The organism is Nonlabens spongiae (assembly GCF_002117125.1).
Taxonomy (GTDB): Bacteria; Bacteroidota; Bacteroidia; order Flavobacteriales; family Flavobacteriaceae; genus Nonlabens; species Nonlabens spongiae.
Map to the genome: position 1 here is coordinate 1 of NZ_CP019344.1, position 21,902 is coordinate 21,902.

At 36.3% G+C, this 21,902-nt stretch carries 22 protein-coding genes; 21 read left to right on the plus strand and 1 reads right to left on the minus strand.

What is annotated here, in order from left to right; translation table 11 throughout:
• The first annotated feature begins 57 nt into the window (after positions 1-57).
• Both BST97_RS00005 and lhgO read left to right on the plus strand, forming a co-directional pair.
• Positions 58-939, plus strand: coding sequence for a sulfotransferase (locus tag BST97_RS00005; RefSeq protein ID WP_085765315.1), 882 nt, complete (start codon positions 58-60; stop codon positions 937-939).
• Positions 936-2,120, plus strand: coding sequence for an L-2-hydroxyglutarate oxidase (gene lhgO / locus BST97_RS00010; protein WP_085765316.1), 1,185 nt, complete (start codon positions 936-938; stop codon positions 2,118-2,120). The genes BST97_RS00005 and lhgO overlap by 4 nt, the downstream gene beginning before the upstream one ends.
• Positions 2,121-2,168: 48 nt before the next feature.
• Here lhgO and BST97_RS00015 read toward each other — a convergent pair whose 3' ends face one another.
• Positions 2,169-3,074: an IS982 family transposase gene (locus BST97_RS00015; RefSeq protein WP_085765317.1), complete on the minus strand. Its 906-nt coding sequence runs from the start codon at positions 3,072-3,074 to the stop codon at positions 2,169-2,171.
• 275 nt (positions 3,075-3,349) lie between these two features.
• Here BST97_RS00015 and BST97_RS00020 point away from each other — a divergent pair, with 275 nt between their 5' ends.
• The 19 genes from BST97_RS00020 to BST97_RS00110 all read left to right on the plus strand — a co-directional run bounded on the left by BST97_RS00020 (position 3,350) and on the right by BST97_RS00110 (position 21,887).
• Positions 3,350-4,537, plus strand: a complete 1,188-nt coding sequence (locus tag BST97_RS00020; RefSeq protein ID WP_085765318.1) for a UDP-N-acetylglucosamine 4,6-dehydratase — start codon at positions 3,350-3,352, stop codon at positions 4,535-4,537.
• Complete coding sequence (locus BST97_RS00025) at positions 4,537-5,676, plus strand: LegC family aminotransferase (RefSeq protein WP_085765319.1); 1,140 nt, start codon at positions 4,537-4,539, stop codon at positions 5,674-5,676. Before BST97_RS00020 ends, BST97_RS00025 begins: the two co-directional genes overlap by 1 nt.
• A complete protein-coding gene (locus tag BST97_RS00030; RefSeq protein WP_211277442.1) occupies positions 5,673-6,311 on the plus strand; it encodes an acetyltransferase in 639 nt (212 codons plus the stop codon). The genes BST97_RS00025 and BST97_RS00030 overlap by 4 nt, the downstream gene beginning before the upstream one ends.
• Before the next feature lie 2 nt (positions 6,312-6,313).
• A complete protein-coding gene (locus tag BST97_RS00035) occupies positions 6,314-7,387 on the plus strand; it encodes a nucleotidyltransferase family protein (RefSeq protein WP_085765320.1) in 1,074 nt (357 codons plus the stop codon).
• Complete coding sequence (locus BST97_RS00040) at positions 7,384-8,625, plus strand: glycosyltransferase (protein ID WP_085765321.1); 1,242 nt, start codon at positions 7,384-7,386, stop codon at positions 8,623-8,625. The genes BST97_RS00035 and BST97_RS00040 overlap by 4 nt, the downstream gene beginning before the upstream one ends.
• 5 nt (positions 8,626-8,630) lie before the next feature.
• Entirely contained in the window at positions 8,631-9,641 is a 1,011-nt protein-coding gene (locus BST97_RS00045) for a Gfo/Idh/MocA family protein (protein WP_085768090.1), read from the plus strand.
• Positions 9,638-10,093, plus strand: a complete 456-nt coding sequence (locus BST97_RS00050) for an acyltransferase (RefSeq protein ID WP_085765322.1) — start codon at positions 9,638-9,640, stop codon at positions 10,091-10,093. The genes BST97_RS00045 and BST97_RS00050 overlap by 4 nt, the downstream gene beginning before the upstream one ends.
• Positions 10,090-11,184, plus strand: coding sequence for a DegT/DnrJ/EryC1/StrS family aminotransferase (locus BST97_RS00055; protein ID WP_085765323.1), 1,095 nt, complete (start codon positions 10,090-10,092; stop codon positions 11,182-11,184). The genes BST97_RS00050 and BST97_RS00055 overlap by 4 nt, the downstream gene beginning before the upstream one ends.
• Positions 11,184-12,314, plus strand: coding sequence for a glycosyltransferase family protein (locus BST97_RS00060; RefSeq protein WP_085765324.1), 1,131 nt, complete (start codon positions 11,184-11,186; stop codon positions 12,312-12,314). Before BST97_RS00055 ends, BST97_RS00060 begins: the two co-directional genes overlap by 1 nt.
• On the plus strand, positions 12,275-12,715 hold the full coding sequence (locus BST97_RS00065) for a sugar 3,4-ketoisomerase (RefSeq protein WP_085765325.1): 441 nt from the start codon (positions 12,275-12,277) through the stop codon (positions 12,713-12,715). Before BST97_RS00060 ends, BST97_RS00065 begins: the two co-directional genes overlap by 40 nt.
• The gene (locus BST97_RS00070; RefSeq protein WP_085765326.1) at positions 12,715-13,257 is read left to right on the plus strand and encodes an acyltransferase; all 543 of its coding nucleotides are present in this window, start codon (positions 12,715-12,717) and stop codon (positions 13,255-13,257) included. Before BST97_RS00065 ends, BST97_RS00070 begins: the two co-directional genes overlap by 1 nt.
• A complete protein-coding gene (locus tag BST97_RS00075; RefSeq protein ID WP_085765327.1) occupies positions 13,254-14,354 on the plus strand; it encodes a DegT/DnrJ/EryC1/StrS family aminotransferase in 1,101 nt (366 codons plus the stop codon). Before BST97_RS00070 ends, BST97_RS00075 begins: the two co-directional genes overlap by 4 nt.
• Position 14,355: 1 nt before the next feature.
• The gene (locus tag BST97_RS00080) at positions 14,356-15,219 is read left to right on the plus strand and encodes a glycosyltransferase (protein ID WP_085765328.1); all 864 of its coding nucleotides are present in this window, start codon (positions 14,356-14,358) and stop codon (positions 15,217-15,219) included.
• 238 nt (positions 15,220-15,457) lie between these two features.
• The gene (locus tag BST97_RS00085; protein ID WP_085765329.1) at positions 15,458-16,357 is read left to right on the plus strand and encodes a polysaccharide pyruvyl transferase family protein; all 900 of its coding nucleotides are present in this window, start codon (positions 15,458-15,460) and stop codon (positions 16,355-16,357) included.
• Entirely contained in the window at positions 16,323-17,198 is an 876-nt protein-coding gene (locus BST97_RS00090) for a glycosyltransferase family 2 protein (protein WP_085765330.1), read from the plus strand. Before BST97_RS00085 ends, BST97_RS00090 begins: the two co-directional genes overlap by 35 nt.
• 803 nt (positions 17,199-18,001) lie before the next feature.
• On the plus strand, positions 18,002-18,937 hold the full coding sequence (locus BST97_RS00095) for a glycosyltransferase family 2 protein (protein WP_085765331.1): 936 nt from the start codon (positions 18,002-18,004) through the stop codon (positions 18,935-18,937).
• 89 nt (positions 18,938-19,026) lie between these two features.
• Entirely contained in the window at positions 19,027-20,010 is a 984-nt protein-coding gene (locus BST97_RS00100; RefSeq protein WP_085765332.1) for a glycosyltransferase family 2 protein, read from the plus strand.
• 6 nt (positions 20,011-20,016) lie between these two features.
• On the plus strand, positions 20,017-20,952 hold the full coding sequence (locus tag BST97_RS00105) for a sulfotransferase family protein (RefSeq protein ID WP_085765333.1): 936 nt from the start codon (positions 20,017-20,019) through the stop codon (positions 20,950-20,952).
• Positions 20,949-21,887 (plus strand): glycosyltransferase family 2 protein, encoded by a 939-nt coding sequence (locus tag BST97_RS00110; RefSeq protein ID WP_085765334.1) that lies wholly within the window; start codon positions 20,949-20,951, stop codon positions 21,885-21,887. Before BST97_RS00105 ends, BST97_RS00110 begins: the two co-directional genes overlap by 4 nt.
• The last annotated feature ends 15 nt before the right edge of the window (positions 21,888-21,902 follow it).

Here is a 21,902-nt window from a genome sequence, read left to right on the forward strand (position 1 = left end):
TTGAAGAAGTGTGAAGCTGAATTTTAAGCCTAAATTATTATAAATTAAATATTTTAGATGTTTTTAAAATTTAAACAAAAATTTTTTAAGAGACGGGTTTTTAAAAATGCATCAGCTAAAAATTTCTATTTCATTGTCAGTACTGGCAGGACTGGTACTAACTTTATGGAAGCTTTTATAAATAAAGCTTCTCACGACGTATTTTGTGTTCATGAACCTCATCCTGATTTGTTCAACTTATCGATAGAAAAATATCGAGAAAAAAAATCTTCTAATTATATTTATGAGAAACTTCAAGAATCTCGTTACGAGGTCTTACACAGTTTTTTGAACAGTAGGAAATCGATTTATATCGAGAGCAATCCATTCGCAGCTTTCTTGGTTGATAATCTTAAAGAAACGTTTAAAAATGCTAAATTTATTTTTATCTATCGAGATATAGATACCTACTTGCTTTCAGCTTTAAATAAATCTCCGCTAGGAAACAATGTTAATAACTTTTATGCTAAAGATGATGGCCGCAAGAGACTTTCGCCTATTGATTTTGATAATAATGAACTTGCTAAGGTGTGGTCGGATTTATCTCGTGCACAAAAGATCACATGGTATTGGACTAAATGTAATACATATTTAAGGAATTATGCCAAAGATAATTCAGGTCATGTTTTAGAGTTAAAGTTTGAAGATTTATTTTCCCTCGAAAATAAAAAGAAACACACTTCTTTTTCTAAGCTTTTTTCATATCTCAATATTGAATTAGAATCTAAACATTTGAATGAGTTACTAAAGAATTCTTTTGATAAAAGGAATAGCACTGAAGAAAAGTTTTATAAATCGTTGACTGAATTAAGTCAGCACGAAACGGAATGGATACAGTCTCAATCCGCTAATCTGAGCAGAGAGCTTCATGACAAGGTCTCTCTAAATGACCTAGGATGAAAATTGGAATTATAGGAGGAGGATTAATCGGTTTAGCGCTTGGAAGATTAATTTCAGCTAAGGGTGTGAAAGTAATTGTTTTTGATAAGGATAATATTGCAAGCCATCAATCCGGAAACAATAGTGGTGTGCTGCATTGCGGCTTGCATTATAAACCTGGATCACTCAAGGCAAGATTAGCTGTACAGGGTATAAGAGAGATGACCAACTACTGTATAAAAAATTCTATTACCCACGAATCTTGTGGAAAAATTGTGGTTGCGAATTCTCAACAAGAGATTGATAGGCTCAAAACATTAGCCGGCAGGGGAAAATTAAATGGGTTAAAAGGGCTAAAGTATTTAAATCAAAAAGAACTCAAAGAGCGAGAGCCGCATGTATGCGCAGCTGCTGCATTACTAGTTCCCGAGGAAGGTATTGTTGACTTCAAACAAGTTGCCACTAGTTTGAAAAAAGATATTCAAAATCAAGATGGATTTGTCAAAGAAAACTGCAAGGTAGTCTCATCTAAAATTAATCCTCAGGGAAAAACAATGCTAACTACCGCTTGTGGTGAATATGAGTTTGATTTAATATTCAATTGTGCAGGCTTGTACTCTGATAAGATATTTGCCGATTTCTCTTCAACAAAACCAGACTTGAAGGTTGTACCTTTTAGAGGCGAATACTGGAGTTTAAAGCCTGAATTCTCACATCTCGTAAAACACTTGATCTACCCTACACCTAATCCTGCATTCCCTTTCTTGGGAGTTCACTTCACTAGAATGACTTCAGGGGTCAGAGAAGTAGGTCCCAACGCGGTTCTAGCGCTTAAGCGAGAGGGTTACACGAATAAAGATTTCAATTTAAGTGAAGCTCTAGAAAGTGTAACCTATCCTGGTTTTATTAAATTTTTGACAAAAAACTTCAGATTCAGTTTGGAGGAGTTCATTAGTTCGCTCACTATTGAGGGATTTGTGAAAAAATCTAAAAAACTCATTCCAGATATCGACGCTAGTATGCTGGATCAAAAAACTGCTGGAGTGAGGGCTCAGTCAATGTCACGTTCAGGAAAGTTACATATGGATTTTGAAGTTAAGAGGTTCAACAATCAGGTTCATGTGCTGAATGCCCCATCACCAGGAGCGACCGCTTCATTAGCAATTGCAAGGTATATTGTTGAAGAGTATACTACACTGTGAATATGCATGAACCGTCCATTGTAGAAGACTATATAGTAACCCGTTGTGCTAGTAGTTCCATGCATGCCTGATCCTATTTATTGGTCTGTTGTTTTCCCTATTGAACATCTGCAGCATGGCAACTGCGGCCAGTTTGCTTGAGACCCTTGTCAGGAAGCCCTTGAAGCTCTTTGCCAGGTTGATCTTGATGGAGAACTGGGAGCATAACTGTGAAAACCTTGTCTCTATAAACTTACGGTTCTTTCTCCTCTCGGGCGAGAATGCGCTTTTGACCAGCTGGTTTTTCCTGGGTGGGGTGAGAAGTTCTATACCGTAGCTTGTGAACAGATCTGCCTGGAGCTCCCTGGATATATAGCCTCGATCGCCGATGATCTGCCTCTCCTCGCTACCGTCGTACTGCCTTTCCTTCAGGAACTTTATGTCGTGTACGTTTGCTGGGGTCACTGCCATGTCATGGAAGATGCCCTGCGTACTCATGAGCAGGTGGAGCTTGTATCCAATGTAGTAGAGGCGGTCAACCGCCGAGTAGCCCTTTCTCGGAGCCGTGCCCAGATCTTCCATACAGATCTTCATGCGGTGCTCCCTGGCGTTGTGCACGATGGGACAGGGCATCGAGTCCACCAGAAGGGCAGATCTGCCATCATCCATACGGTCGCCCAAGAGTCCCGCGGACTCCTTGAAGCGTGGCTCGAGCGAGCGCCTGCGCCGGTTGAACCTGGTGCGGTCGACCAGCATGGGAAAGTCCTCGCGAAAGTGCTTCTTTATCTCGGCAAACAATAGGTTCTCGCTGGGGATCGAGGCCGCCTCTCCGGTAATGGCGAGTGCCATGACCTCCAGGTCATTCATTTTCGTGTTGACCGGTCGCTTGATGAAGTTTCCGTCCACCGTGACGGTTTGGTAGAGATCAATGAGGTAGGAAAGGTGTTTTTTGTACATTGCAGGTAGATCGTGCATGGTATCAGAATTACAGATTAGGAACCATTAATATACTGAATATCAACAAAATGCACGGTCTTTTTTTAATCTGTTTTTTAATTTTAACTAGCACAACGGGTTATATAGTATTATATCTTAATGACTGGTCAGCGATAACTTCAAAATCCAAAGCATTGCGTGTTGATAACGATACACATATATTTGCGAGCAACGTATTCTAAAGAGGGATAGTGTTTTTTTGCATTGACTTAGTGTTGGAATAAGTTGTATAATCTAGAAAAATTAAAATTGTAGTGAACATACTTAATCTAATAGGACGAAACAAAAAACTGTTTGAGAAGGATGTACAGGCCTACTCAGACAAGATCAAAAGTCTTGTTGAAAGTTCAAAATTCCTTGTTCTAGGTGGAGCAGGTTCGATAGGTCAGGCAGTTACTAAAGAGATATTTAAACGCAACCCTCTGAAGCTTCATGTGGTGGATATTTCTGAAAATAATCTTGTTGAATTGGTTAGGGACTTAAGGAGTTCCCATGGATATATTGATGGTGATTTCAGGACATTTGCTATAGATATAGGTTCTTTGGAGTATCATGTATACTTTGAGAATGAGGGTGATTTTGACTATGTTCTGAATTTATCGGCTTTGAAACATGTGCGCAGTGAGAAAGATCCTTATACTTTGATGCGCATGATTGAAACTAACATCTTCAATACTGAGAAAACAATTGATCAAGCGGTAAGCCTTGGTGCCCAAAAATATTTTTGCGTTTCCACTGACAAGGCCGCAAATCCCGTGAATCTAATGGGCGCATCTAAACGCATCATGGAAATGTTTTTGATGCAGAGGAGCCAGCAAATCCAGATTTCCACAGCTCGATTTGCAAATGTAGCATTCTCTGATGGTTCATTGCTGCACGGGTTTAATCAGCGTATCGCTAAAAAACAACCTATAGTAGCGCCACGAGACGTTAAAAGATATTTTGTAACTTCACAGGAGTCTGGAGAATTGTGTCTCATGTCTTGCCTATTTGGAGAAAATGGAGACATCTATTTTCCTAAACTCAGTGAAAACCTGCATTTGATCTCATTTGCTGAAATCGCAAAGAAATATTTAATAGTGATGGGTTATGCACCTTTTGAATGCAGTTCTGAAGATGAGGCGCGGGAACTCATTGGAACGCTTCCGGAACAAGGAAAGTGGCCGTGCCTATTTACGCTCAGCGACACCACGGGAGAGAAAGATTTTGAAGAATTTTATACTGATGCTGAGGTGCTGGACCTTAATACCTATTCAGATCTCGGAGTAATTAAGAATAATCTTGATGTTGAGAAAGAAAAGCTAGAAAAGTTCAAAAATAGAATTGAACATTTCAAAGAAAAGAAGTCATGGACAAAAAAAGACCTTATAGAACTATTTAACCAAATGTTGCCTGAACTTGATCATCAAGAGAAAGGGAAATTTTTAGACTCAAAAATGTAATGAATGAGGTAGTAAGATTTATAAGGGAGGTACACAAACAGAAAGATGGATTTATCCCCTTACATGCTCCTGTTTTTGAAGGTAATGAGAAACAGTACCTTCTGGATTGCATAGATTCTACTTTTGTCTCTTCGGTAGGAGAATATGTCACAAGATTTGAGGAGCAATTAGCACTCTATACATCGGTTAAAAAAGCAGTTTCTGTGGTGAATGGTACAGCTGCTTTGCAAGTAGGAATGAGAATAGTAGGCGTCGAAAAAAGTACCGAAGTTATAACGCAAGCATTAACTTTTATAGCGACAGCAAATGCCATATCTTATTTAGGAGCAGAGCCTATATTTCTAGACGTAGATGTAGATACCATGGGATTATCCCCTAAGGCTGTTGGAAGTTTTTTGGAAGAACATGCAGAATTAAGAGAAGAAGCTTGCTACAATAAAACAACGGGAAAAAGAATCAGCGCTTGTGTTCCTATGCATACTTTTGGTTTTCCGGTACACCTTGATGAATTGTTTAAGATATGTGCTAAATGGAATATACCCATTGTAGAAGATGCTGCTGAGTCATTAGGTAGTTTTTATAAGGGACAGCATACGGGTTCATATGGTAAGGTAGGTGCCTTTTCATTTAATGGGAATAAAATTGTGACCAGTGGTGGGGGCGGTGCTTTAGTGAGCAACGATGAAGCTTTAATGGTTCGTGCCAAACACCTAACTACCACAGCAAAAGTACCGCACTCGTGGGAATATGTGCACGATGAAGTAGGCTATAACTATAGAATGCCAAACCTTAATGCGGCACTAGCTTGCGCGCAATTAGAACGCTTAGATGCTTATCTGGCAAATAAGCGCAAACTGGCCCGAGAATACCAAGCATTTTTTGCCGAGCAGTCTATAAAATTTAGAACAGAAACGCCCAATACCAAAGCCAATTATTGGCTAATGTGTGTAGAACTAGAAGATAAAGCCGAACGTGATGCCTTTTTAAAAACAACCAATGATGCCGGCGTAATGACGCGCCCCATTTGGCAATTGATGCATCGCTTGCCCATGTTTGCAAACTGCATGACTGACGGTCTTAAAAACTCAGAGTTTTTTGAAGATAGAATTGTTAATGTACCAAGTAGTTTTAGAGTTTGATCGAGAAAAACCCCATATTGTTAGTTGGTGGTGGGGGGCATTGTGCCTCTGTTATTGATGTAATTGAATCACAAGGGGCATACCAGATTATTGGTATTGTTGACAAAGAGGAATTTAAAGGTCAACAGCTTTTAGGATATAATTACATAGGAGAAGATAAAGACTTACCTGATTTAATATCAAAGTTTAAAAATGTTGTTATCACCTTAGGTATGATCAAGAGCAACACCTTAAGGGTGAAATTATTTAATTTAACTAAAAGTTTAGGAGCAAATTTTCCTGTAATAAAATCCCCCAGCGCCCATGTTTCAAGGTATTCAAAAATTTCACCAGGAACTGTGGTGATGCATCATGCTATAGTTAACTCACATAGCAAAATTGGCGAGAATTGTATAATCAATACAAAAGCATTGATAGAACATGATTGTATAATTGGGAATCACTGTCATATGTCTACCGCCGCAACCGTAAATGGCTCTTGCACTATTGGGGATAACGTAATGATAGGAAGTAATTCTGTTTTGTTAAATGGTGTCAAGGTTATAAGTAACACGATAATAGGTGCCGGCGGTGTAGTGGTTAAAAATGTTGATGTGGCTGGAACATTAGTTGGTAACCCAGCTAAAACTCTATAAAAATGCAAGGTAATATATCAAAAATTTCCATTGACTCAAATGCTTCTTTACTGGAGGCAATTAAACAGATGGATGTCTTGGATGGCAAGTTGCTCATGGTTACTGACAATGAGAACGACTATGTTTCCATCATTAGTATAGGCGATATTCAGCGGTACCTTATCACGCATCAAAATATTGAGGCTAAAGTTACTGATGCATTACGTCAAAACGTACGTGTCGCTTCAATCGACGATTCACCCGAACAGATCAAGAATATCATGCTCGAATTTAGAACGGAGTTTATGCCTGTGCTGGATGAAAAAGGTGATTTAGACCGTGTTATTTTCTGGAAAGACATTTTTGAAGAAAAGCAAACCTTTAATAAGGAAAAAATCAATGTACCTGTAGTTATTATGGCGGGAGGCAAAGGGACACGTTTGAAGCCTATAACAAATATCATCCCTAAACCATTGGTACCTGTTGGTGAAAGACCAATAGTTCAAATAATTATGGATCAGTTTTCTGAAATGGGCACAGAAAATTTTTATATGTCTGTCAACTATAAAGCAGATATGATCCAACAATATTTTGATAAAATAGAGAAACCCTACGCTGTTAATTATTTTGAGGAGGACAAGCCTTTGGGAACTGCTGGAAGCTTATCTCTGATAAAAAATCAAATTACGGAAACCTTTTTTGTAAGTAATTGTGATATTTTAATTGATCAAGATTATGAAGAAGTGTACAAATGGCATAAGAAGAACAAAAACGAGATCACGTCAATAGCGGCTATCAAGAATTATCATATACCCTACGGAACTCTTGAAATAGGTAGAGATGGATTGCTGGAAAATATGAAGGAAAAGCCTGACCTGACTTTTTTTGTGAACGCTGGAGTTTATATAGTAGAGCCACATTTATTGCATGATATTCCCAATAATGAATTTTATCACATCACTTATCTTATGGAAAAAGTCAAGCAGCGTGGTGGTAGAGTGGGTGTGTTTCCTGTAAGTGAAGGAAGCTGGATGGATATTGGTAACTGGGTTGAATACAATAAAACTCAAGAAATGTTTAAAAAGCGCTTTTCATGAGAATTCTCTATGTAGGACACTGCAATGACCTATATATTGGGTATTTGAATAGAATAGTCAAGAGTAATATTCGTGAAGCCATAACAGGTGTTGTAGATTTAAACTATTCTGGACCTAAGGAGGAGCTGTACGCGAGAAAAAAGAATTATGATTACTCTTTTTCGCTCAAGCGAAAACATAAAAAGTCAATTTCATCTCCATCTATAAAGGGGTTACTACAATTGCCGAATCGATTTCTAGTCTCAAACATTTTAAGAGCTCGGTTCAAAGCCATTGTGAAAGAAATAGAGAAGCGTCAAAATCAGCAAGTGATTAGCGCTAGTTATTCTAATATAATTAGAGAATTCAGGCCAACTCACATTCATGTGCACTACCTAGATAAGAACCGTTTGAAATGGGTCGATTTTGCTCCAGAGGACTGTAAGATAATATTATCGTTTTGGGGCTCTGACTTGATGACCGTTCCTCGTGGTGTGGGAGAGTATAACGTGCAATATCATGCTTTGAGAAAGGCAAATGTTATAACAACTCAAACACTAGACTTAAGAACTATACTGCTGAGTAAATATGGTCAGGATCTACAGCCAAGAATTCAGACGCAAACGTTTGACCCATTATTAAACAATAGAGAGATTATATCTCAATTGTCAACTGGGGAAAGTCGCAAAAAGTTCAAGCTAAAATATAATATTGATCCAGAGAAACGCTGTATTCAAGTAGGCTACAGCGCTGCTGCTGGTCAAAATCACATAGCCATTCTTGAGCAAATCAATCAACTACCCGCGGTTCATAAAAATACTATAGCTATTTTAATTCCCTTAAGCTATAATAACACGAATGACTATGTATCACTATTGTTGAAAAGAATAGCTACTTATGACTTTCAGATCATTCCTGTTTTAGAATTTCTTCCAGTCGAAGATATGCTTCAAATTGTTTCTGGATGCGATATTTTTATCTCAATGCGTCAAAATGATGCTCTCAATGCCGCTATGTTGGAATCACTCTATGCTGAAAACCTAGTTATTACCGGAGCATGGTTGCCTTATGGTATTTATAGACGTAACTCGATAGGATTTACAGCAGTTGACCGATATGAGGATTTGAAAGGTGAATTGTTGAAAATATTATCTAATTTCGCGAAAGCGAAAAATGTTACAATAAAAAACAGGCAAAAGCTAGCAAAGCTGTTTGATTCAGAGCAAATTGCGAGCAACTGGTTAAATGTCTATACTTGAAAAAAATGAAAGAAATAACTGTTGCTATAATAGGCTGTGGCCGAATTGCCCAGCGCCACGCTCAACACATTAATAATACAGAAGGGCTAAATCTAGTAGCTGTTTGCGATATTGACGAAAATAAAGCAAAAGAACTAGGAGCGGAATATTCAGTACCTCACATAAAAAACGCCGGTGATTTATTCAAAATCGAGGATATTGATGTCGTAGCGATTTGCACGCCTAATGGACATCACGCTGAGCATTCAATAAGTGCTTTAAAGGCAGGTAAACATGTTCTTTGTGAGAAACCTATGGCTATTTCAGTCCACGATTGTGGCGAAATGATCAAAACAGCTGAAAAGTATAACAAGCGCCTATTTGTTATCAAACAAAATAGGTTTAACCCACCTGTTGCGGCAGTCAAGAAGGCTATTGAAGAAAATAAACTAGGTAAAATCAATAGCGTCCAGTTATCTTGTTTCTGGAACCGTAATGAAAATTACTATCATAATAGCTGGAAGGGTACTAAAGAATTAGATGGTGGAACCCTTTTTACCCAATTCAGCCATTTTGTTGATTTGCTCTACTACCTTGTGGGAGATGTAAAGGAAGCAAAGGCTTTTGGAGCTAATTTTATCCACGAAGGAATTATCGAATTTGAAGACACCGGTGTTGTAATACTCAAATTTTTCAATGATGCTATAGGTACGATTAACTATACCGTGAATAGCTACGGAGGCAACATGGAAGGGTCTTTAACCTTGTTTGGCGATAAGGGAACGGTTAAGATAGGAGGGCAATATTTGAATGAATTGGAATATCAGCGTTTTGAAGACTATAGTATTGAAGATTTACCGCAAGGCAATAAGCCTAATAATTATGGTGAGTACAAAGGCAGTATGTCTAACCACGATGCGATATATGAGAATTTAGTAGATGTACTCAGTCGCGGTGGATCAATCTCTACAAATATGTTTGAAGGCTTGAAAACCGTCGAGATCATCAGTAAAATTTACGCAAACTTTCGGGCATGAAAGAGTATCAATCTCAAGTACGAAAGGTTTCCTTTGGTACGGGTTGCACAATAGTCCATCCTGTTAATATTTACGAATGCGAAATTGGGGATAGTTGTTTTGTAGGTCCTTTTGTTGAAATTCAGAATAATGTTTTAATAGGAGATCGCACTAAGGTTCAATCCCACTCTTTCATTTGCGAGATGGTTCATATTGGTAATGACTGTTTTATAGGTCATGGGGTGATGTTTATCAATGATGTTTTTTCAAAAGGCAAGCCTGCGGGAGGAGATTCCACACAATGGAAGAAAACTAAGATTGGCAATAATGTCAGTATCGGTTCAAATGCTACAATTTTACCTGTTGAAATTGCAGATGAAACAGTAATTGGGGCGGGAGCGGTTGTCACTAAAGATATTTTGACTAAGGGAGTGTACGCTGGCAATCCTGCTAGAAAATTAAGAGATTTATGAAAGTACCTTTTGTTGATTTATACGCTCAATATGTAAACATCCAGCAAGAAATTGATGATGCCATTTCAAAAGTTATTGCAGATACTTCATTCATAGGTGGAGAAGATGTCAAGTTATTTGAAAAAGAGTTTGCTAGTTATATGGGAGCTCAGTTCTGCGTTGCTTGTGCCAATGGTACAGATTCCATTGAAATGGCTCTCAAAGCTATGGGGGTAGGACCTGGTGACGAGGTTATCGTTCCAGCTATATCTTGGATCTCCACTTCAGAGGCAGTAAGTACGGTAGGGGCACGTCCTATTTTTGTGGATGTAGAAAAAGACTATTTAACAATAGATGTTTCTAAAATAGAAGAAAAAATCACAACCAATACCAAGGCAATCATTCCGGTTCATTTGTATGGACACCCAGCAAACATGAGCGAAGTGATGCGTATTGCTAAAAATTACGATTTAAAAGTGTTAGAAGATTGTGCTCAGGCACATAATGCTGAATGGAATGGACAAAAAGTTGGAAATATAGGTAATGCGGGTAGTTTTAGTTTTTATCCCGGCAAAAATTTAGGGGCTTATGGTGATGCCGGTGGTATAATAACAAATGATGAAGCCTTAGCCAAAAAAGTCCGAATGATTGCCAATCATGGTCAACTTAAAAAACACGATCATCAAATAGAAGGTCGTAACAGCCGTATGGATGGTATGCAAGCTGCGATATTGCGCGCAAAATTACCTCATCTGAGCGCTTGGACTGACGGTAGAATTGCGGTTTCTGATAAATATGATCGAGCTATAACTAACACAAAGATCGTTAAGCCAAAAACTGATGAGGTTGCAAAGCATGTATTTCATCTTTATGTGATACGAACAGAAAAACGAGATGAACTGAAGAATCTTTTGGAAAGTAAAAATATAAGTGTAGCGATTCATTACCCAACCGCTTTACCTTTCATGCCGTGCTATTCTCATTTCAATTTTGAATTCAAGGATTTTCCGGTAGCAGCAGAAAATCAAAATGAAATACTTTCCATTCCAATGTATGCTGAAATGACAGATGAAATGATTCAGACCGTAGCTGAAGAATTGAATAATTTTTGATGAAGGTTTTACAAGCAATACATTCTTACAAGCCCTATTTACCTTATTTTGAAGATAAGTACAAGGTGAATCAGGAGGAGATTACTTTTGATGAATTAAAAAGCCTACTACTTAAGGATAGGTTTTATGCGTCTCATTTACTCGATCCAGTATTAAATGATACCGAGAGTGGTTTTTATACCATGTGGGACTATCCATTATTTCAAGAAAAATGGGCTGAAAGTAAAGGGTGGAAGGAAACTGATGCTAAAAAGATTCTATTTGCTCAGATAGAAGAGTTTCAACCTGATGTGTTTTATAACTTTTCACCAGCGAGGTTTGAGTCATCTGAAATTAATGCAGGAGTTCCAGATCAAGTTCTTAAAATATGCTGGTCTGCCGCACCAGGGATACTAAATGAGGTATTTAGTCTATACAAAACGAGATTAACAAATCTTCCATCTGATATTCAACCCTTGGCAGAAGCAGGTTTTCGTAGCGATCTATTTCAACCAGCCCATGACCCTATGATGGACCAAATTAAAAAACAAACAAAAAAGGAAATTGATGTTTTTTTCTATGGCCAGTACGCTCCAGCGCATTTTAAAGTTAGGAACAAAATCATAGATCGATTGATTGATTATAAACTTCAGTCCAAGTTTAAAATTGAATTAGCGTTATTGTACACAAGCAGATATAAAGACCGTTATCTCCTTTCACGCCCCTATCGACTGCGCAAATTATTCCATAGCAGGAAATTAATTCATCCCTCCAGTAAAGTTGTTGAGAATTCAGCTTCTCAAGTTTATGGTTTGGATTTATACAAAAAAATTGCTTCAAGTAGAATCGTATTTAATGCGGCGGTAGATTTTTCAGGAAATTATAAAGTGAATATGCGTAATTTTGAAAGTCTAGGTTTAGGTGCGCATCTGATATCAGATGATGGAATTTATCCAGAACACTTTGAAAAGGAAAAGCATTTCTCTGTTTACAAATCTTTTGATCATTTTGTAGAAATTGCAGAGTACATGTTGAAAAATGAATCGAAGTCTCGGGAGATAGCTGCAGCTGGTAATAATATGATCACAAAGAAATATTCTAAAGAAAAACAATGGCTACAGTTTCAGAAAATAGTGGAAAAAGTATCATAGAATCAAAACCACATATTATAGATCTTAAGAGTATTGGATCACCAGATTTAGGATATATTTCCGTTGCCCAATACCAAGATAACATGCCATTTGAGATAAAACGTGTCTACTGGACGTATTATACTCCTAATCAGGTTACTAGAGGGCATCATGCTCATAAAGAGTTGCACCAGTGTATTTTTGCTGTAAGCGGTAAAATTGAATTTGAATTGATAAACCAACAAGGCAAAAAAACGATCTTTATTCTCGACTCACCAGAAAAGGGATTGTACATACCTCCTCTGCATTGGCGTACGATAAACTTTTCGCATAGTGCAGTTTTATTATGCTTAGCTTCTGAGGTTTATCTTAAAGAAGATTACATTAGAGATTTCGACTCATTTATCAATAATTCTAAGTAATGATTCATCCATTAGCAGACGTTCAATCCAGCACTATCGGTGAGAATACGACTATTTGGCAATTTTGTGTTATTCTTAAGAATGCGCAAATAGGTAAAAATTGCAATATTAATTGTAACGTTTTTATTGAAAATGATGTGATTGTTGGCGACAATGTCACTATTAAACCTGGAGTGCAGCTGTGGGATGGAGTAAGAATTGCAGATAATGTTCATCTTGGGCCAAATGCAACTTTTACTAACGATAAATATCCAAGGTCAAAAGAATACGTTGATCGTTGGCCTCAAATTACGATTGGCAAATACGCATCTATTGGCGCTAATGCAACAATTTTGCCTGGAGTTTCTATTGGTAACTATGCAAAAGTAGGTGCGGGTGCTGTTGTTACTAAAGAAGTGTTACCTCATCAAGTAGTAGTAGGGAATCCGGCAAAAGTAATAGGTTATTCAAGCATTGAAAATAATAGAGTGAGCTTGGCACTGCTTGACGAGTATGGGCACAGGTATAAATATGAAAATAATATTCTTAGCAAGACCTCATGATTAAATTTTTAGATCTAAAAGCAATTAATGACCAGTATCGATCAGAAATTAACGAAGCGATTAAAACGGTATTAGATTCTGGCTGGTATATAAAAGGTTTTGCACTTGAAAAGTTTGAAGCTGAATTTGCATCATATTGTGATACTGAACATTGCGTGGGTGTTGCTAATGGCTTAGATGCATTGATTCTCATCTTTAGAGCACTCATAATTCAAGATAAATTGAAAGTAGGAGATGAGGTCATCGTACCTGCTAACACTTACATTGCTAGTGTAATGGCTTTAACTCAAAACGGATTGATTCCAGTTTTGATAGAGCCAAACGAAAACTCATTTAATCTTGATTTAGAGGGTTTGAAAAAAAACAGAACAAGAAAAACTAGAGCTGTTCTTACCGTTCATCTATATGGTCAATTAGCAGTGGACGTAAGCTCTTATTGTAAAGAAAATGATTTGTTATTGGTTGAAGATGCAGCTCAGGCTCATGGAGCTCAAAACGAAAATGGTCAAAGAGCTGGCAGCTACGGTATAGCCGCAGGATTTTCATTTTATCCTGGCAAGAACCTGGGAGCGATTGGTGATGCTGGCGCGGTGACAACTAATGATGAAGAATTAGCTCAGCTTATTAGTCAATTAGGGAATTATGGGAGTGAGAAAAAGTATCACAATTCAATATTGGGTTTAAATAGTCGCTTAGATGAATTACAAGCTGCTGTATTAAGTGTTAAGCTTAAAAATTTAGATCACGAAAATGCTCAAAGAAGAATTGCTGCAAAGTATTACTCAGATAATATAAAAAACCCAAAACTTCGCTTGCCAGACTGGGATCAAAATGTCAAAAACCACGTATTTCATTTATTTGTAATACGCTGTCGCGAAAGAGATCTCTTAAAAAATTACTTAGAGGATAATGGCATTCAAACTGTCATCCATTATCCTATACCACCTCATAAGCAAAATGCTTATAATGAATGGAATGATTTGTTGTCGTACCCTATCACAGAGAAGATACATAAGGAGGTGTTGAGTTTACCTATTAGTCCTATAATCACAAAAGAAGAGCAAGAAAAAATTGTAAACGTTTTAAACGAATTTTGAAATGGAAAAAATACCACTTGTCTCACTGTGTATATTCACTTATAATCAACAGGATTATATTGAAGAGGCTATAGATGGTGCCTTTAGTCAAGATTATGATAATTTAGAGATTATTATCTCTGATGACAATTCTAGCGATAAAACCTGGCAACTTATTCAAGAAAAGGTGGCACGCTATGATGGAAAGCATAAAATAAAGATTAACCGCAATACACCTAATTTAGGTATTGCAGCACATGTTAATAAATTGTATTATGACTTAAGTAAGGGAGACTATATTGCCATTGCGGCTGGTGACGATATATCTTTACCGCAACGAGTATCAAAATCTGTATCTTACATGGTTGACAACAAGGGTGTTGTCGCCTTAAGCACCAGATTGATATATATCGATAAGAACTCTCAAATAGCCGCCCATCACAAAAAACATATAGAACAAGACTCAATTTATGATCTAGAATACTTCCTTTCTCCTGATTATAATCACATTAATGGTCCCAGTCGTTTTATTGATAGAAAGCTAATTGATGCATTCACGCCATTAAATAAAAATTGCCCTACCGAGGATACTCCTATGCTTTTGCGTTGTTTTTTATCAGGTAAGGTAGCACTCTTAAGAGATGAACTTGTTAAGTATAGAATTCATGAGAGTAATGTAAGCTCTGAAAAAGGTTTGCAGAAAATGAATATCAATTTCATTTTTGTCCAGTATGATCAGGACATTGCTTTCGCGAAAGCGGAAAAAATGATTACCCCTCAAATCGCCTTGAGGCTAACTCAAAAGATTGAAGAAATCAAAAGAAAGCGATTGAAAAAGAAAGAGAAACAAAGTATCTTGCAGCGCTTAAAATCTCGGTTACCGTAATTAAAAACGTTCTTATTTCAATAGTCGTGATCGGATTGATGGATTTTAATCCCAGACATTTTGATTCTCTCAAAAAGTGAGTAGATTGAACCGGTCAGCTATAATCTATTTGATATTCCTCGATATTTAATAATGACTTAGCAAGCAGTCTCTCTAGATAATACTGAAGTTGATCAAAATGTAACTAAAAAAACAATATCCGTGAGTTCATGACTATTGTGAATCAAAACCCAGCATTATGAAGCTATCCTATTATAAGACGAATCTAAATTTTGGAGACGAACTCAATGTATGTTTATTTCAAGATATTCTGGGTATCGAGAATGTAGTTCATGAACCGAAAATTCAGTGGGCAGAAATGATAGGTATAGGAAGCCTGTTTGAGCGTTTGTTGATGAATAAGGAGCAAGTGAGACATCGTAATAAGAAATTGAGAAAAAAGTCCCTGTTGAAAAGATTTAAACATACTTACCATGAATTCAAGAAATCTCCTATTGAAGTTTTTGGAACGGGTTTTATTCATGAAAACCATGATCTGGTTGTATTGTCTAGAAAAATTGATGTGATTGCATTGAGAGGTAAATTTAGCAAGGAGAAATTAGAGCGTATTGCAGGCAGGACATATTCTAATCTAGCTTTGGGAGATCCAGGGCTTTTATGTAGAGAGCTTATCGATCACGCAAAGATTGAGAAGCGCTTCAAACTAGGAATTATACCTCACTATGCTGATAAAAATATTAAAGCTATCAAGGATTTGCAAATTATAAACAAACATTCTAAAATAATTGATATTCAGCAAGAACCATATGCTTTTCTTCAGGAAATTGCTCAATGCGACACTATAGTTTCCACTGCTATGCACGGATTGATCGCGGCTGATAGTCTCGATATTCCAAATTTGAGATTGATAGTTTCAAATAACTTGACCGGTGGGGATTTTAAATTTCATGATTATAACTCAGTATTTGAGCATTCAGATCACCATAAAATAGACCTACTACGAGAATCTTTAGCTAATGAATACCTAGAAGATCTTCCTGCGTACGTGAACAAGTTTTACAAATCTCGTAAGAATGAGGTGAACAGTATAAACAATCGTTTATATGATGCATTTAAAAACAAATCAAGATTTGCCTAGAGTATCCATCATTGTACCGTGTTATAAACAAGCCCAATATCTTGATGAATGTCTCAATTCTGTTCTGTATCAAACTATAGAAGAATGGGAATGTATTATAGTTAATGATGGTAGCCCTGATAATACTATTGAAGTTACAAATGAATGGGTAAGACGAGATCCTAGATTCAGGATCATTACCCTGCCTAATGGAGGGGTGTCTCGAGCTAGAAATGTAGGCGTTCAAAACGCAAAAGCGGAACTTATACTACCTCTGGATGGAGATGATAAAATTCACCACCAATATTTAGAAAAAGCTCTGTCAAAATTCAGTGAGGGTATAAGTTTGGTTTACTGTAAAGCAGAATTTTTTGGTGCTAGAGAAGGTGCTATGGGTGCCTCATTTACTAATTACAGTGATTTATTGCTAAAAAATCAAATTTTTGTATCTGCAGTATTTAGGAAGAAGGATTGTGAAAGTATAGGAGGTTTTGATGAAAAGTTGACCATGGGGTATGAAGACTGGGAATTTTTCATTAGACTTTTGGATAAGGTTCAAGGTAATGTCGTCCAGTTAGATTTTGTGGGTTTTTACTATCGCATAAAAACGGTTTCAAGAAATCAGAATATCATGGCTGATTCACAGCTCCGTGACCAGGCATACAATATGATTTTTAAGAAACACTTTTCCCTTTACTACAAGCATTTCGGGAGTCCTTTAAGAAATTTAAAACAATTGCATAAACTTCGCTCTAAGCATTCTAATCCCATAAATTACAATAATCTATCCTTCAAACTTGTTATAAAACACAAATTGTCCAGCTACAGTCATAAGCTTTTTTCGTATTTCAAGTTACCGTAAATGACTAAACTATGGAATACGTGTAAGGTTAATTATTAATAACTTGAACCTACAAAGAAAGGTAGATAACAAACACTAGGTAATGGTATGGATGTTTTGCTTTTTTAATTTTTAAGCTTTGATCGTTTTGGTAATAAATAGACAAAACAATGAGGTCTTGTCCCAAGAGATATTTGCGGAAATCTCTAAAATCAAATGGACTTTGAATTCAATTCCATTATATCATTCCAACACATAAATAAAAAGACTTTTCAAAGTTGATCACACCTACATAAATCGATCACCAAGAGGATTTATGAGCAGGAACTGAGCCTATAATGAGCTTAGTTTATAGATGAAGAGTATCGATGTTTCCTCTATCTGATCGCTAAGTTTGAGAACGGAATATTTATGATTGAAATAAACTTGTCTCTATTTTGATCTCTGGTAATGTGGGTTTCCCTTTAACCAAAGTTTTTTTAACAACACATTTATCCTTAATTTTGCTTTTTCAAACCAACTGTATTAGATTAGAGAAATTTGACAGGAATATCTAAACGCAATATCTTACAGTGAATCGTTTCGCCTAAAATGAAAATGTTTGCGAATCAATAGATTATCATGGATCCGACGATTTGGAAACAACATTGAAGGAAGTGTTGTTTGCTTTCGCGAAAGCGAGATCTTAATTCATATCTTACCCAAAGATTTATAAACTTTATGCTCAACTTCAGAATTCAAAATTATGAGAATCATTTATCATATTTGTGACTAAAAACTTCTGCAAAATCACATTGGTTTAATAGCGGTATCATATAAATAGTATGTCTTTTAAAACTTATGTAGTAATTGTGACTTACAATGCCATGCCATGGCTCGACAAATGCTTATCAAGCATAGACCGGACCTTGTATAAAACAGTTGTGGTGGACAATAATTCAAAAGACGAAACCACCGATGTTATCAAGTCCAAATACCCACATGTAAAATTATTTGAAGAAGAGGAAAATTTAGGTTTTGGTCAGGGAAATAACAAAGGCATAAGTTACGCGCTGAATAACGGAGCAGAACATGTTTTCTTGTTGAATCAAGATGCCTATTTAAAAGGTGACTGTTTAAGAAAACTAGTAAACCTGCAAGTTGAGAACCCTGAGTACGGTATTTTGAGTCCCATACATACAAATGCCGAATCCAATAAGCTGGATCGTAATTTTGCAAAGTACGTGGGTTACGATAATAACAATTTTTTCTATTCTGATTTTGTATTGGGAAGTGAGTTAAAATCTGTTTATGAAGTCCCATTTATCAATGCGGCCGGGTGGCTATTGAGTAAAAACTGTCTTATGAATGTAGGTGGATTTGACCCTATGTTTTTTCATTACGGTGAAGATGAAAATTACTGCCAACGCGTCTCATTTCATAAATTTAAAATAGGCGTGGTTCCTAATGTGTTTATGGTTCATGACAGAGAATATCGGGAGAAAGAAGTGTTCAAATTATTTTCTGAAAAGTACTTCTATAAGCAGGATATAAGAATGAAAGCTTTTTATGGTAATATAAATGAATATGAGGCTGATAGGATATTGAAATATAAGGAAACGGTAAAAAAACAGCTGATGATCGCCTTTTTAAAAGGTAAAATTACTCACGCGCGAGGATTTAAGAAACTGCTCAAAGTTATAGACAAGGTCCATATTGAGATTGAAAAAAGTCATCATATAGTAAAAACAAAATTTCCAGCCTACCTTGACCTCTCATAGGTCTATGCGATTTTCTCTATTAAGGGGTAATGTAAGTCTAAGACTCGATTAAAGTTAATCTAATTGAATAGATTGTAGCTCGATTGCGCATGATAAAAGCATTATTTTTGCTCCAAAAGTTTTCAATGAGCCCATTGGTTTCAATCATTATTCCTACATACAATAGAGCTCACATTATAGGGCCGACTTTAGATTCTGTTATAGCCCAGACTTATCAGAATTGGGAGTGTATTGTAGTAGATGATGGATCTAATGATAACACCCAAGAGGTTTTAAATGATTATGTGAATAAAGATTCTCGTTTTAGATTCTATATAAGACCTGATGATCATTTACCAGGTGGGAACGGTGCCCGTAATTATGGTTTCAAAATGAGTAAGGGGGAGTTAATACAATGGTTTGATAGTGATGATTTCATGCTTGATAGGAAGATTGAGTTGAAAGTTGAGGCTATTTTGAGCAAAGAATATGATTTTGCATTGTGCAAAAGTGGAGAATTAACTTCCTTTAATCCGTATACTGTCAATCAAAAATGGAAAATACAATCTGAAGGCAATATTTTGTTGGACCACTTAAAAACCAATATTGCCTTTACAACAGCAGGACCTTTATTCAGTAAAAAGTTTCTGAATGATAAAAATCTTTTTGATGAGAAAGTGAAAATAGGACAAGAGTGGGAGTTTTACTCGAGGCTTTTGACTTATAAACCTCGAATCATATATGTCGATAAAGTTCTTTATCATTTCAGAAATCTTCAGGGGGGTATTAGAGAATCAATAGACAATGAAAAATATCTCAATAGATGTAGAACAGATCAAAAATTGTTTAAGTTTATCAATCAGTCTGGTTATTTTAAGCGAAGAAGTAAATTACACTATGATTATCAACAATTTAAATTTTACTGGTGTCTGCGACGTTTTCACTATTTAAGACGAAATACAGATCATGCCTTGGCTGTTTCAAATCTTATCAAATATTTGAAATTGATTGACAATCATTATTTTACATTAAATATTAGTAGAAATTTATTTAATTTCAAACATTGGAATAATATTTTAAAAAAAGCTTTATAGGTTAGAATGGCAATGTTGAAAAAAATACCAGGTTATTATGTGGTTAAAAAATATGTTCGTAATCATACTCGATTTGATAAAGATTTAAACTTCTTATTATTTGCCGATCCTCGTGGAGGAAGTACTTGGTTTTCAGAATGTTTGGTTTCAATCTTGAATAAACCACTTATTTGGGAGCCATTGCATTTAAAAAGGGTTGAAGAACTTAAACCATTGAAATTTGGATGGCGTCAGTACGTTGGGGAAGATTGTTCAGAAATAGAGATAAAAAATTTCTTTTCAAAACTATTTGAAGGGAGGCTAAAATCTGATTGGTTGTATAATCATACTTCCTTGTGGAAACTCTATACCTCAAACTCAGCAATATTCAAATTTTGCCGTGGTAATCAACTTCTACCTTATTTGGTTGAAGTTTTTGATTTGAAATATAAGCCCATTTATTTTATCAGGCATCCTTTTGCGGTCGTAGCCTCACAGTTAAAACAAGGTGGGTGGTCAAACACTTCAACTGGCTTCAGTTCTAATGAGATTGATCATGACCCTTTAAAGAGAAGGCATCGTGAATTTTTGTTGAGCTTGACAACTAAAGAAGAAGTTTTGACAGCAAATTGGTGTATAGTCAATAAAGTACCCCTTGAACATAAACTTAATAATATTAAATGGATTACTATCACCTACGAAGAGTTTTTACAGGACCCGGAGAAAACCTTCAGAAGAATTCAGAAGGAATGGAATAAAAATTTAGATACGACAAAGGTTGACTTCAATAAAAATAGTGTTACTTCCATTGAGGAGGTAACTACTGAATCAAAGTTGCAATTAGCAAAATGGAAAAACCAATTGTCAGAACTTCAAATATGGCGTATGCTTAAGGTTTTAAGATATTTTGATATAGAAATCTATTCTGAAGACGCATTACCGCATCAACGTTTCAATTTATGATTAGCGTTATAATCCCCAGTTATAATAGAGCTGACCTCATAGGAGAAACGCTAGAGTCTTTAATTGCCCAAACCCATACTGATTGGGAATGTATAGTAGTAGACGATAATTCTAAAGATGATACCGTTAAAATTGTAGAAAGCTACGCCAGAAAAGATTCAAGGTTTCACTGCTTTAAGAAGCCTCTTTCTCTACCCAAAGGCCCGTCTGCATCGCGAAACTTTGGACTTACCAAAGCGCGAGGGGCTTTTATTAACTGGTTAGATTCAGACGATTTGATGCATCCAGAAAAGATGACCAGGGACTTAGAGGCAATAAATTCTGGAGACTATGACTTTACAGTTTGTCAATCCAAATTTTTTACGAAAACAGGTGATGAAACCGAAAAAGATTATTGGAACAATGAAGTTTGGAGCAGTGACCCAATTTGTGACTTTATCTTGAAGAATATTGGATGGTCCACCAATGCTCCATTATGGCGGCAGTCGTCTTTAGCCGAGGTGAACTTAGTATTTGATGAAGAACTAATCACAGCAGAAGACTTCTTCTATCATTTGCAAGCGTTGAAGTTTGAGCTCAAGCCAAAAGTTTGTGATCAAATTCTTATTTATCAAAGAGAGCATCCCAATCGCTTAAATGAATTTCAGAAAAAATCCCCCTTTAAGTTGAAAGTGTTTAGCGCGCTATTGCAGGATGATTTTAAGCCATTACTAAATGAACAAACTTTAAATCACATATCTAAGGTATTGATTAGACAATTTTCAAACCTTTTAAAACATAAAGATCTTACCCTCGCTAGGGTTTACAGGAAAAAATTGAATCGTTTATTACCCGAGTATAAATCCGAATTTGACAGATTGTATAGAGTTGGGAAGTTATATAAATTTACAGGAAGGTTTTACTCCCGTTTGAATCCTATAATCGATGTTAAATAGCATTTTTAGACTTTT